This window comes from Pseudomonas sp. W4I3, assembly GCF_030816195.1.
In the GTDB taxonomy this organism is placed as follows: domain Bacteria; phylum Pseudomonadota; class Gammaproteobacteria; order Pseudomonadales; family Pseudomonadaceae; genus Aquipseudomonas.
This window is the reverse complement of record NZ_JAUSXS010000001.1, coordinates 4,852,535-4,865,952: the sequence shown is the minus strand read 5'-3', so window position 1 is coordinate 4,865,952 and position 13,418 is coordinate 4,852,535. Positions and strand designations below refer to the sequence as shown.

Sequence of the window (13,418 nt, the reverse complement as noted above, 5' to 3'; positions counted from 1 at the left end):
GCTGATGGCGGCGGCATTGTTGCTGTGCCTGAGCGCCGTCGCCCAGGCCGAGCGTCTGAAAGACATCGCCAGCATTTCCGGCGTGCGCACCAACCAGTTGATCGGCTATGGCCTGGTGGTGGGGCTCAATGGCACGGGTGACCAGACCACCCAGACCCCGTTCACTCTGCAAACCTTCAACAACATGCTGTCGCAGTTCGGCATCAAGGTACCGCCAGGCTCGGGCAACGTGCAGTTGAAGAACGTTGCAGCGGTGTCGATCAGCGCCGATTTGCCGGCGTTCGCCAAGCCGGGGCAGGTGGTGGACATCACCGTGTCGTCCATGGGTAACTCCAAGAGCCTGCGTGGCGGTACGTTGCTGATGACGCCGCTCAAAGGTATCGACGGCAACGTCTACGCCATCGCCCAGGGTAACCTGGTGGTGGGCGGGTTCGACGCCGAGGGCCGCGACGGTTCGAAAATCACCGTCAACGTACCGTCGGCCGGCCGCATTCCCGGTGGCGCCTCGGTTGAACGCACCGTGCCGAGCGGGTTCAACCAGGGCAACAGCCTGACCCTGAACCTCAACCGTTCCGACTTCACCACCGCCAAGCGCGTGGTCGACAAGATCAACGACATGCTCGGCCCTGGTGTGGCCCAGGCCATCGATGGCGGTTCGGTGCGGGTGACCGCGCCGTTGGACCCAAGCCAGCGTGTGGACTATCTGTCGATCCTGGAAAACCTTGAGGTGGACCCCGGTCAGGCCGTGGCCAAAGTCATCATCAATTCGCGCACCGGCACCATCGTGATCGGCCAGAACGTCAAGGTTTCGCCGGCGGCGGTAACCCACGGCAGCTTGACGGTGACCATCACCGAAGACCCGATTGTCAGCCAGCCTGGGCCACTGTCCAACGGCCAGACGGCGGTGGTGCCGCGTTCGCGGGTCAATGCCCAGCAGGAAGCCAAGCCAATGTTCAAGTTCGGCCCCGGTACCACCCTGGACGAGATTGTCCGCGCGGTGAACCAGGTGGGCGCGGCCCCCGGCGACTTGATGGCGATCCTCGAAGCCCTGAAACAGGCCGGCGCCTTGCAAGCCGACCTGATTGTGATCTGAGGCCATGGTCATGGACATGCGCAAGAGCGGGATCAGCAGCACGGCGGATTCGGGGTCTTACTCGGACCTGAATCGGCTTAATCAGCTCAAGGTCGGCGCCGACAAGAACAGCGATGGCAACATGCGCAAGGTGGCGCAGGAGTTCGAGTCGTTGTTCCTCAGCGAGATGCTCAAGTCCATGCGTTCGGCCACCGAAGCGCTGGGCAAGGACAACCCGATGAACACCCCGGCGGCCAAGCAATATCAGGAAATGTACGACCAGCAACTGGCGGTGTCGATGTCCCGCGAAGGCGGTGGTATCGGCCTGGCCGACGTGCTGATGCGCCAGATGCAGAAGAACAAACCGGTGGACGCCCAGGCGGCCACCTTGCAGGGGCCGGCAGCCGAGGCGCCAGTGAAGAAAGCCGATGTGCCGACGGAAATTGCCGCCGGCACCCAGGCGCAAGGTCCGTTGGGTCGCACCAATGGCCAGCGCCCGTTGTGGGCCTACCGCGTGGAAGTGCCCCAAGGCGCCAGTGCGCATGCCAACGATATGGAGCTGATGAACCAGCGCCGTATCGCCTTGCCAAGCAAACTGACCGACCGCCTGCTGGCCGGCATTGTGCCAAGCACGCCGGTCGCCGCCCAAACCCAAAGCGCGCCGCTGCGCAACAGTGCCGCCGACGACAACGTGGTCAACAGCACCGCGCGCAGCGTTGCGGTGCCGAGCGGGCGCATGCAGGTCTACGGCCGCGCCATCGCCCAACCACCGTTGGCACCAGCGAAAAAGGCTTTCAGCTCGCAGGATGAGTTCGTCGCCACCATGTTGCCGATGGCCAAGGCTGCGGCCGAGCGTATCGGTATCGATCCGAAGTACCTGGTGGCCCAGGCCGCCCTGGAAACCGGGTGGGGTAAATCGGTGATGCGCGCCGAAGACGGCAGCAGCAGCCACAACCTGTTCGGCATCAAGGCCGGCCAGAGCTGGCAGGGCGGCCAGGCGCGCGCGATCACCAGCGAGTTTCGCGACGGCGCGATGGTCAAGGAGACGGCGCAGTTCCGCTCCTACAGCTCCTATCAAGACAGCTTCCATGACCTCGTGACCCTGCTGCAAAGCAATGATCGCTATAAAGAAGTCGTGAAATCAGCCGACAACCCGGAACGCTTTGTGCGCGAGTTGCAAAAAGCCGGTTACGCCACCGACCCGGATTACGCCAGCAAGATTTCGCAGATCGCCAAAAACATGAACAGTTACCAGAACTACGCTGCCGCTGGCGCAACCACACATTTATAAGGTCTGAACCATGAGTTTGCTCAGTATCGGGATGTCAGGGCTCAATGCCGCTCAAGGATCGTTGTCGGTCTTGAGTAATAACATCGCCAACGCCAACACCTCGGGTTATTCGCGTCAGCAGACCACGCAGAATGCCAACGCCAACAACCCGTACGGCGGTGTGTACATCGGCAGCGGCACGACCCTGGCCGACGTGCGCCGGGTGTATAACGAGTTCCTCGATGCGGCGTATCAGAACAGCACGGCGCTGAGTAACGATGCCAAGGCTTATGCCAGCCAGGCCAGCGCCATCGACAAGACCCTGTCGGACAAGACCACCGGCATGTCGTCGGTACTCAGTGCGTTCTTCTCCGCTGTGCAGACTGCGGCGGCCAACCCCAGCGACGTGTCGGCCCGGCAAGTGCTGCTGACCGGCGCCCAGACCCTGAGCAACCGTTTCAACTCGATTTCCAGCCAGTTGAACGAGCAAAAACAGTCGATCAACGGCCAGTTGGGCACCATGAGCGATCAGGTCAACCAGTTGACCTCCTCGATTGCCTCGCTCAACAAGCAGATCACTCTGGCTCAAGGCTCCAGCAGCAGCGCCCCGGCCAACCTGCTGGATGCACGTAACGAAGCGGTGCGTTCGCTCAATGAGCTGGTCGGCGTGACCACCAGCGAAAAGAACGGTGTGTTCAGCGTCAGCACCGGCACCGGTCAATCCCTGGTGTTGGGCGATCAGTCGAACACCATTTCGGCGGTACCGAGCAACAGCGACCCAAGCCAGTACACCATTCAGCTCAATGCCGGCGGCGGTACCGCGATCGACCTGGGCAACGTGCTCAGTGGCGGCAGCATTGGCGGTCTGTTGCGTTATCGCAGCGATGCGCTGATGCCGGCTATCAACGATCTGGGGCGAATTGCCCTGGCGACCGCCGACACCGTCAACAGCCAACTGGGCCAAGGCCTGGACCTGAACGGTGACTTCGGCTCGTCGCTGTTCAAGGACATCAACAGTGCCGCCGCCATTGCCCAGCGCAGTCAGGGCGCGATGGGCAACAGCACCGGCTCCGGCAACTTGAACGTGAGCATCAGCGACACCAGCAAGTTGTCGGCCTACGACTACAAAGTGACCTTCAGCAGCGCCAACAACTACACGGTTGTGCGTTCCGACGGCAAAGCCATGGGCGCGTTCGATACCAACACCGCGCCACCACCGGTGATCGACGGCTTCACCCTGGCCCTGGATGGCAAGGGCCCGATAGCCGCAGGCGACAGTTTCAAGGTCAGCCCAACGGCCACTGGCGCGACGAACATCGGCACCGCGTTGACCGATGCCAATAAAATCGCGTTCGCCGGGCCATTGCTGGGCGAGGGCAGTAAGACCAACCAGGGTACCGGCACCTTTACTCCGCCGACCCTGACCCTGCCCATCGATATCCATGGCGGCGCCGATACCGCGCAACTGCGTACCGGGATTGAACACTCGATGCCGGTGAAGATGGTGTTCGGCAAGCCTGCGGCTGATGGCACTCAGGGCTACACGCTCAACGACGCCCAGGGCAACTCGATCGGCACCGGCACCATCGTTCCGGGCCAGGGCAACAAGATCACCGTCGATGTGCCGATGCGTGACGCCAACGGCGCACTGCTGGTTCCGGCCAAGAGCTTTAAATTCGATACCACGGTCGGCGGTTCGCCAGCTGACGGTGACAGCACCACGTTTTCCTTCAACGCCTCGGGCAAGTCGGATAACCGCAACGCCCTGGCCCTGCTCGACCTGCAGACCAAGGCCACGGTCGGGCTGTCCGATGGCAGTGGCGGCGGTGTGAGCCTGGTGACGGCCAACAGCCGTCTGGTCTCGACCGTGGGGGCCAAGGCCGCTTCAGCCAATACCGACACTACCGCCACCGGCGCCTTGCTCAAGGCCAACCAGGATGCGCGCAACTCGGTGTCCCAGGTCAACCTGGATGAAGAAGCGGGCAACATGATCAAGTTCCAGCAGTACTACACCGCGTCGTCGCAGATCATCAAGGCTGCGCAAGAAACCTTCAGCACGCTGATCAATAGTCTTTAAGGGAGCCTGGGACGATGCGTATTTCTACCGCTCAATATTTCGAAACCAGTTCCGCCAAGTATTCGGATAACTACTCCAGCGTGGTCAAGGCGCAGGAACAGGCCAGCTCCGGCGTGCGCGTGCAGACCGCAGCGGATGATCCGGTGGCGGCGGCGCGGTTGTTGTTGCTGCAGCAGCAGAAAGACATGCTGGGGCAGTTCAACGGCAACATCACCAGTTTGAAGAACTCGCTGACCAACGAGGAGAGCGTGCTGGACGCGATCAGCGACGCCATGCAGCGCGCCACTCAATTGGCCCTGCGTGCCGGTGGTTCGGTAAGCGACGCGGACCGGCGGTCGATTGCCAGCGAAGTCGGTGCCATTGAAGACCAGGTGCTGGGCTTGCTTAACAGCAAGGACTCTTCCGGCAATTACCTGTTTTCCGGTTCCAAGACCCAGACGCCGCCGTACGCGCGCAACAATGACGGCACCTACAGCTATCAGGGCGACGAGACCCCGCTGAGCCTGCAGGTTTCCAATACGCTGACGGTCAGCGCCGGTGATACCGGTAAAACCATCCTGGAAGGCGCAGCCAATTCCAGTCGTACGCAGGCCACGTGGCAAGCGCCGGTGCCGCAAACGGTGCCGCCGACGGTCAACGACAACAAAGTTGCCCTGTCGGCCGGGTTGGTGACGTCGAGCTCCGATTATTCGAACAAGTTTGCTGATGGCCAGCCGTACAAGCTGACGTTTACCAGCAGCACCCAATACAAGGTGGCCGACAAGAACGGCAATGACGTGACCTCGGAGATTCCGGGCAACGGCACGTTCGATCCGACCAAGGAAGGCAGTTCCAGCGTGGCATTGCGCGGGGTGAAGTTCGACATCACCCTCAATCTGGGGGATGTCGCCCCAGGCGCCAACTCCGATGCGCTGGTCAAGGATCGCTCCTTCAGCCTTGAAGCCAAGCCGGATACCTTCAGCGTTTCGCGTACGCCGAGCAATGCGTCCACCGCGCAACTGACCGGCGCTCGCGTATCCAGCCAGGCGGACTACGCCAGCACGTTTCCCACCAACAGCGGGGCGCTGATCAAGTTCAGCAGTGCGACCGCCTATGAGGTGTACGCCCAGCCGTATACGACCGACAGCAAGGCCATCGCCACCGGCGATACTGGCGGCGGTACCACGGTAACGGCCGCTGGCGTGACGTTTGATGTCAGCGCCGGGCCACCGCAGCCGGGTGATCAGTTTTCCGTAGGGGCCAACACCCAGAAAACCCAGAACGCGCTGGACACCCTTGGTCAACTGCGCAAAGCCCTGGAGCTGCCGGCGGACGGCAATCCTGCGGCGACGATCAAGCTCAAGGACGTGCTGGATGCGTCCATCAGCAACCTCGCCAATTCGAGTTCCCAGATCACCAATGTGCGCGGTTCCATCGGTGCGCGGGAGAACGCACTGGATATCCAGTCCAGTGAGAACACCAGTGTAGGTATCGCCAATACCAGCACCATGAGCGACCTGGCCAATATCGACATGGGCGAGGCGGCAATCAACCTGACGCTGCAGCAGACCATGTTGCAGGCGTCGCAGTTGGCCTTTGTGAAAATCTCCCAGTTGAGCCTGTTCAATAAAATGTAAATTCTGGCGGTAGACCAGCGGCTCATCCCGGAAACGGGGTGGGCCGTTGTCGTTTTTGCGGCTGATTTGTTTGCAGATTTTGCACAGATCCATTGAAAATTGAGTGACCTGTGAGTCATAAAGCGCATCTTCACTGTATCGTGTGAAAAGGATAAGTCGCGTTGCCGTTGTTATTGCGCGGCTTTCAGCGAAATTTTTATGGGGTTATCCCCTTTATTGTCAGCACTTCGGGCGCAGGCCCTGGGGTGTTCTCCAGCTATTTAGTATTGGGAAGCCACAATGATTGGCATAAAAAGCATCGCCAGTTACGTGCCGGCGGACGGTATCGATAACTACGCCCAGGGTGCCAAATTCGCCAAGGATGAAGAATTCATCATCGGCAAGATCGGTTCGGCGTTCCTGCCGCGCAAGGAAGCCGCGCAGGAAACCTCCGATCTGTGTGTCGAGGCGGTCAACGCGTTGTTTGCCAACAACCCGGACTTGAAGCGCGAGTCCATCGACGCCGTAATCGTGGTCACCCAGAACGGCGATGAAGAAGGGCTGCCCCACACCGCAGCCATCGTGCAGGACAAACTGGGCCTGCCCACCCACGTGGCCGCCTTCGATATTTCCCTGGGTTGTTCCGGTTACGTATATGGCATCTACGCCATGAAGGGCTTCATGGAAGCCACCGGCCTGAAAAACGGCCTGCTGATCACCGCCGACCCATACTCGAAAATCGTCGACCCGGAAGACCGCAACACCACCATGCTGTTTGGCGACGCCGCCACCGCCACCTGGATGGGCGAAGACGCGCCGTGGTTGCTGGGCAAATCCAAGTTTGGCACAGACGGTTCGGGCGCACCGCACCTGAAGGTCAGTGATGGCGTGTTCTTCATGAACGGTCGCCAGGTCTTCAACTTCGCCTTGCTCAAGGTGCCGGCGCATTTGCACGAGCTGCTCGATGAGTCGGACCTCAAGGCCGATGACATCGATGCGTTCTGCATTCACCAGGGCAGTGCGGCGATTGTCGACGCCGTGGCGCGACGTTTTGAAGAGGCGCCGGTGGACAAGTTCATCAAGGACATGGTCGAGACCGGCAACACCGTGTCATCGAGCATTCCGTTGCTGCTGGAAAAGCATGTGATGGACGCCACCTGGAAGCGTGTGGCGATCAGTGGCTTCGGTGTGGGCCTGTCCTGGGGGTCGGCGATTCTCTATCGCCCGTGATGCTTTAGTGGCTGCATAAAAAACGCCGATGATCGAAAGATCATCGGCGTTTTTTATTTGGCGCCAGAAAAGCCAACAAACGCTGGGTTTTCGGCAGTGGTAACCCCTTGAATTGCAAGGGCTGGCACAGGGCTAGTAAAAAAAATCAAAAAAACCCTCAAGCAACCGGCTACCACGACGATAACTATTACGTAGGTTCTCAGGCCACACCCGGCGGTTGCCAGGGCCGGAAGCCGCAGTATTCATCCATCGAGGATTTCGTCATGGCTTTAACAGTAAACACCAACATTGCTTCGATCACTACTCAGGGCAACCTGAACAAAGCTGGCGGCGCCCTGGCCACTTCCATGCAGCGCCTGTCTTCCGGCCTGCGTATCAACAGCGCTAAAGACGACGCAGCCGGCCTGGGTATCTCCAACCGTATGACCAGCCAGATCAACGGCCTGGGTCAAGCAGTGAAGAACGCCAACGATGGTATCTCCATCGCGCAAACCGCTGAAGGCGCAATGCAGGCTTCGACCGACATTCTGCAAAAAATGCGTACCCTGGCTCTGTCCTCGGCTACCGGCTCCCTGAGCACCGACGACCGTAAGTCGAACAACGACGAATACCAGGCTCTGACTTCGGAACTGACCCGTATTTCGCAAACCACTACTTTCGGTGGCCAGAAGCTGCTGGACGGTTCGTACGGCACCAAGTCCATCCAGGTTGGCGCCAACGCTAACGAAACCATCAACCTGAGCCTGGACAACGTTGCAGCCAACAACATTGGTTCGCAGCAGATCAACAGCCTGGCGATCGCTCCAAGCACCACCGGCGTCGCTGGCGGCGCAATCGCGGTTACCGGCAACGGCCAAACCAACACCGTAACCGTTGCAGCTGCTGCCTCGGCTAAAACCATCGCTGCACAGCTTAACGGCGCCATCGGTGGCCTGGGCGCTACCGCCAGCACCGAAGCTGAGTTCACTGTAGCAGCAGGCGCAGCTACTGCTCCGGCCTCGTTCACCATGACTGTTGGCGGCCAAGCCACCACCTTCGTTGGTGTAAAGGATACCGCCAGCCTGGCTGACCAGCTGAAGTCGAACTCTGCCAAACTGGGTATCAGCGTTAACTACGACGAATCCAAAGGCACCCTGTCGGTTAAATCCGATACCGGTGAGAACCTGGCGTTCAGCGCTTCGACCGCTGCTGGCACCATCTCCGTCGCTACCAAAGATGGCGCAGGCGCTTACGGTGCAGGCGTGGCTCTGGCTGACGGCCTGATCGCTACGGGTGCTGTGAACATGAACTCCTCGAAGGGCTACTCCCTGGAAGGCGCTGGTGTGACCGGTATCTTCGGCGCCGCTACCTCGGCTGCTTCGACCAAGACTTCGGTATCGCAAACTGACGTGACTGACGCCACCAAGGCTCAGAACGCTGTTTCGGTAATCGACCAGGCTATCGCTACTATCTCCAGCTCCCGTTCGGGCCTGGGCGCTGTACAGAACCGTCTGACCAGCACTGTAGACAACCTGTCCAACATCCAGAAGAACACCACCGCTGCTCGTTCCACCATCCAGGACGTCGACTTCGCTTCCGAAGCCGCTGAACTGACCAAGCAGCAAACCCTGCAGTCGGCTTCCACTGCGATCCTGTCGCAGGCTAACCAGCTGCCATCCGCTGTACTGAAACTGCTTCAGTAATCACAGCGCTTGGTAATTGACGGAAGGGCGCGTTTACGTGCCCTTTCGTCTTTTCCCGTTAGAGGAGATTGGACATGGACATGAGTGTAAAACTGAACTCGTCTTATCCGCCGCAGGCCGTTCAAGCCTCCATGGCGCCTGTGGCCGACAAAGACAAGAGCAAGGTTGAGCTGGCCGCGCCAGCCGCAGATCAGTCCCAGAAGGGCGATCTGGAAAAAGCGGTCACTGATATTAAAGAATTCGTACAAGCGGCCCAGCGCAATCTGGATTTTTCCATTGACGATTCCACCCACAGGGTTGTGGTCAAGGTTATTGCCACCGACACCGGTGAAGTAATCCGCCAGATCCCTTCGGAAACGGCCTTGAAGCTGGCGCAGAGCTTGTCCAGCGCCAGCCACGTGTTGTTTGACGACAAGGTCTGAGCTGGCATGAAACTTGTTGCCGTTTCGGCTTGAAGCGATAGTCGTCAAGATAACGGCAGCCACCGCACTAGGAGAAAGATGATGGCGGGTACAACGATTACTGGCGTGGGGTCGGGCTTCGACACTCAGGCAATTGTAAAGTCCCTGGTGGATGCCGAACGAGCGCCGAAGCAGGCGCAGATCAACGTTCAGTCGCAGAAGGCAACCACTCAGCTGTCGTCGATCGGCAAGATCCAGGCTGCCCTGGACGCCTTTCGCGGTGCCTTGACCAGCATGGGGACGGACAACAGCTTCACGGGGTTGACTGGTACGTCTTCGGATGAAAAGGTTGCCACCATGACGGCCAACCCTGGCGCTGCGAATGGTAGTTTCTCTCTGGTCGTCAATCAGCTGGCCAAGCCTTCCAAGCTGTCGACCACCAGTTTCGCCGGTGGGCAGTCGACGATTGTCAACGCGACGAACAAGGCCACGACACTCACCATCAGCCAGTCGGGCAAGAACTTCGACCTGAGCGTGCCACCGGGCGCCACCCTGCAACAGGTGCGCGACTCGATCAACAGCCAGTTCGGCACTGCGGGCTTGAGCGCCAACATTCTCACCGACTCCAACGGTTCGCGTCTGATTCTGACGTCTACCACCGGCGGTGTGGGCTCGGATCTGACAATGTCGGGTAACTCCGGGATCGATACCGGTTACAAGGTCGTCGACGTACCTCAGAACGCCAAATACACCATTGATGGCATCGCTGCGGAATCCAAGTCCAACAGCATCTCCGATGCTGTGAGTGGGGTGAGCATCAAGCTGCTCACTGTATCGCCTACCGCCGTTGCCAACGATCAGACTGAAAACCCGGTGCGTACGGCCTTGACCATTTCCGTGACCACCAGCAGCACTTCGCTGAAGTCCGGGGTCAAGGGTTTCGTCGATACTTACAACGCCCTGCTCAAGGCGATGAACGCCGAAACCAAGGTGACCAAGGATGCTGCCGGTAACTCCGTATCGGCGACCCTGACCGGCGACTCGACCATGCGCACTTTGCAGTCGGCGATCCGCAACGAGTTCAACGCGCTGTCCGGTAACGGTACCTTGAAGTCCCTGGCGCAGTTCGGCGTCACGACCGATCAGGACACCGGCGCACTGAGCATCGACAGCAAGCAGTGGGACAAGGCGGTGCTGAGCAATCCCGCCGATATCAACAGTATCTTCAGTGGCAAGACTGGTCTGCTGGCGCGCCTTACCGCTGCGACCGACGCCTATGCCAAGCCAACCACCGGGATACTGGCGACGCGCACCAGTTCCTTGGCCGACAGCCTGAAGGACCTCACCAAGCAACAGACTTCCCTGGATGAACGTCTGACCACCATGCAAGACGCGCTGACCCGCAAATACACCGCCATGGATACGCTGGTGGCGCAGTTGCGCCAGCAGAGCAGCAGCATCCTCGGTACGCTCAGTGCGATCAGTAAATCTCAAAGCAGCGATAGCTGATTGAATACACATGAAAAAGCCCAGGTCCGTTGACCTGGGCTTTGTTCTTTCTAGCGTCGGCGGGTTAAAGTTTTTTGCGATCCAGTCGACATAATGGTTACTGCAACCCTTATCGCTGTTGCCTGTCACGAGGTAGAAACATGAATCCCATGAGAGCCCTTCGCCAATATCAGAAGGTCAATTCCCATGCGCAGATCTCCGAAGCCAGCCCGCATCGCCTGGTGCAGATGCTGATGGAAGGCGGCCTGGACCGTATGGCACAAGCCAAAGGTGCCCTGGCGCGCGGTGATATCGCTCAGAAGGGCCTGATGCTGGGTAAGGCTGCCGACATCCTCATAGGTTTGCGTGACGGCCTCAATGCCGAGAAAAGCGACAACAAGGAATACGTCCAGCAATTGGAAGGTCTGTACGTGTACATGACCAATCGCCTGATGGAAGCCAATCTGCACAATGATGCCGACATGATCGACGAAGTCGCTCGTCTGCTGATTACCGTGAAAGAAGGCTGGGATGCCATTGCCGTGCCACAAGGCGCCGCACAATAAGGCCACTGGGCCCTGAGGAAATCGTCATGAGCCACGCACTGCAACGCATTGATGAAACCCGCGAAGCCCTGGTCGATGCACTGGCTGCGCGCAACTGGGACGCCATTGGCGAGCTGGACCTGGGTTGCCGCAACGTGATCGATAACGTGCTCAGCGAAGCGCCGGTGGACGAGGATGCGTTGCGCGAAAAGCTCGAGGCTCTGTTGGGGGTGTATCAGCAGTTGCTTGAGGTGACGACCGGCGAGCGCCAGGCGATTTTCGAAGAGATGGCGCAGATCAACCAAGCGAAAAATGCGTCAAAGGTTTACCATCTTTTCGGCTGATAAGGGCTCGGTTAGTCCGAACGGTGCGTCATATATTTGACTGTGCCAGCATTTTTGACTTAACTAGTGCTGTTTTCAGATTTCAGACGTCTAGTAGAGGATAAGTCTTACTGACGTCTTGATTGCCCTCATTCCGGGGCAGGAAGTTTTACTAGGGAAGTTGCTATTGCATGTGGCGTGAAACCAAAATTCTGCTGATCGATGACGATAGCGTCCGCCGCCGCGATTTAGCGGTGATTTTAAATTTTCTTGGTGAAGAAAATTTGCCCTGCGGTAGCCATGATTGGCAGCAGGTGGTCAGCTCGTTGGCGTCGAGCCGTGAAGTCATTTGTGTGCTGATCGGGACGGTAAACGCTCCAGGCGCTGTTTTGGGCTTGTTAAAGACACTGTCAACCTGGGATGAGTTCCTTCCGGTGTTGCTGATGGGCGATATTTCTTCTGTCGACCTGCCTGAAGACCAGCGCCGCCGCGTGCTTTCCACTCTGGAAATGCCGCCCAGCTATAGCAAATTGCTTGATTCCCTGCACCGCGCCCAGGTCTATCGCGAGATGTACGACCAGGCCCGCGAGCGCGGCCGTCACCGTGAACCCAACCTGTTCCGCAGCCTCGTCGGCACCAGCCGGGCGATCCAGCACGTACGCCAGATGATGCAGCAAGTGGCCGACACCGACGCCAGCGTGCTGATCCTCGGCGAGTCCGGCACCGGCAAGGAAGTGGTCGCGCGCAACCTGCACTATCACTCCAAGCGCCGCGACGGACCATTCGTGCCGGTCAACTGCGGGGCGATCCCGGCAGAGCTGCTGGAAAGCGAATTGTTCGGCCACGAGAAGGGCGCCTTTACCGGGGCGATCACCAGCCGTGCCGGGCGCTTCGAGCTGGCCAACGGCGGCACGCTGTTTCTCGACGAAATCGGCGATATGCCGCTGCCGATGCAGGTCAAGTTGCTGCGCGTGTTGCAGGAACGCACCTTCGAGCGCGTGGGCAGCAACAAGACCCAGAGCGTGGACGTGCGCATCATTGCCGCCACCCACAAGAACCTCGAAAGCATGATCGAGGTCGGCAGCTTCCGCGAAGACCTGTACTACCGCCTCAACGTCTTCCCGATCGAGATGGCCCCGCTGCGTGAGCGCGTGGAAGACATCCCGTTGCTGATGAACGAACTGATCTCGCGCATGGAGCACGAAAAGCGCGGCTCCATCCGTTTCAACTCCGCCGCGATCATGTCGCTGTGCCGCCACGGCTGGCCGGGCAACGTGCGCGAGCTGGCCAACCTGGTGGAGCGCATGGCGATCATGCACCCCTATGGGGTGATCGGCGTGGTCGAGTTGCCGAAGAAATTCCGTTACGTCGATGACGAAGACGAACAGATGGTCGACAGCCTGCGCAGTGACATGGAAGAGCGCGTGGCGATCAACGGCCATACGCCGGACTTCGGTGCATCGGCCATGCTGCCGCCCGAAGGCCTGGACCTCAAGGACTACCTCGGCAACCTGGAGCAAGGCCTGATCCAACAGGCCCTGGACGACGCCAATGGCATCGTTGCCCGCGCCGCCGAGCGCCTGCGCATTCGTCGCACCACCCTGGTGGAGAAGATGCGCAAGTACGGTATGAGCCGCAAAGAAGGTGACGAACAGGCGGATGATTGACGCCTGTTTTTCAACTGATTGATTTTTAGGTAGATTTTTTTCGGCACGGGTATTGCTACAGCCCTCGC

General features: G+C 59.4%; 11 protein-coding genes. All 11 read left to right on the top strand.

The window, feature by feature from the left end:
* Positions 1 to 4: 4 nt before the first annotated feature.
* The 11 genes from QF045_RS22005 to QF045_RS21955 all read left to right on the top strand — a co-directional run bounded on the left by QF045_RS22005 (position 5) and on the right by QF045_RS21955 (position 13,350).
* On the top strand, positions 5 to 1,093 hold the full coding sequence (locus tag QF045_RS22005; protein ID WP_306494940.1) for a flagellar basal body P-ring protein FlgI: 1,089 nt from the start codon (positions 5 to 7) through the stop codon (positions 1,091 to 1,093).
* Between the two features lie 10 nt (positions 1,094 to 1,103).
* Positions 1,104 to 2,363 carry a flagellar assembly peptidoglycan hydrolase FlgJ gene (flgJ, locus tag QF045_RS22000; RefSeq protein ID WP_373424461.1) on the top strand — a complete coding sequence of 420 codons (1,260 nt, stop codon included), beginning with the start codon at positions 1,104 to 1,106 and terminating at the stop codon, positions 2,361 to 2,363.
* A gap of 10 nt (positions 2,364 to 2,373) precedes the next feature.
* On the top strand, positions 2,374 to 4,419 hold the full coding sequence (flgK, locus tag QF045_RS21995) for a flagellar hook-associated protein FlgK (protein ID WP_306494009.1): 2,046 nt from the start codon (positions 2,374 to 2,376) through the stop codon (positions 4,417 to 4,419).
* A 14-nt stretch (positions 4,420 to 4,433) separates the two neighbouring features.
* Positions 4,434 to 6,035 carry a flagellar hook-associated protein 3 gene (locus QF045_RS21990; RefSeq protein WP_306494008.1) on the top strand — a complete coding sequence of 534 codons (1,602 nt, stop codon included), beginning with the start codon at positions 4,434 to 4,436 and terminating at the stop codon, positions 6,033 to 6,035.
* 279 nt (positions 6,036 to 6,314) lie between these two features.
* Positions 6,315 to 7,244 (top strand): ketoacyl-ACP synthase III, encoded by a 930-nt coding sequence (locus tag QF045_RS21985; protein WP_306494007.1) that lies wholly within the window; start codon positions 6,315 to 6,317, stop codon positions 7,242 to 7,244.
* A 263-nt stretch (positions 7,245 to 7,507) separates the two neighbouring features.
* Positions 7,508 to 8,926: a flagellin gene (locus QF045_RS21980; protein WP_306494006.1), complete on the top strand. Its 1,419-nt coding sequence runs from the start codon at positions 7,508 to 7,510 to the stop codon at positions 8,924 to 8,926.
* 74 nt (positions 8,927 to 9,000) lie between these two features.
* Positions 9,001 to 9,348: a flagellar protein FlaG gene (locus QF045_RS21975; protein WP_306494005.1), complete on the top strand. Its 348-nt coding sequence runs from the start codon at positions 9,001 to 9,003 to the stop codon at positions 9,346 to 9,348.
* A gap of 81 nt (positions 9,349 to 9,429) precedes the next feature.
* On the top strand, positions 9,430 to 10,836 hold the full coding sequence (fliD, locus tag QF045_RS21970) for a flagellar filament capping protein FliD (RefSeq protein ID WP_306494004.1): 1,407 nt from the start codon (positions 9,430 to 9,432) through the stop codon (positions 10,834 to 10,836).
* Between the two features lie 140 nt (positions 10,837 to 10,976).
* Positions 10,977 to 11,381 (top strand): flagellar export chaperone FliS, encoded by a 405-nt coding sequence (gene fliS, locus QF045_RS21965; RefSeq protein ID WP_306494003.1) that lies wholly within the window; start codon positions 10,977 to 10,979, stop codon positions 11,379 to 11,381.
* Between the two features lie 26 nt (positions 11,382 to 11,407).
* Positions 11,408 to 11,704: a flagellar protein FliT gene (locus tag QF045_RS21960; protein ID WP_306494002.1), complete on the top strand. Its 297-nt coding sequence runs from the start codon at positions 11,408 to 11,410 to the stop codon at positions 11,702 to 11,704.
* 170 nt (positions 11,705 to 11,874) lie between these two features.
* Entirely contained in the window at positions 11,875 to 13,350 is a 1,476-nt protein-coding gene (locus QF045_RS21955; RefSeq protein ID WP_306494001.1) for a sigma-54 dependent transcriptional regulator, read from the top strand.
* Positions 13,351 to 13,418: the final 68 nt, after the last annotated feature.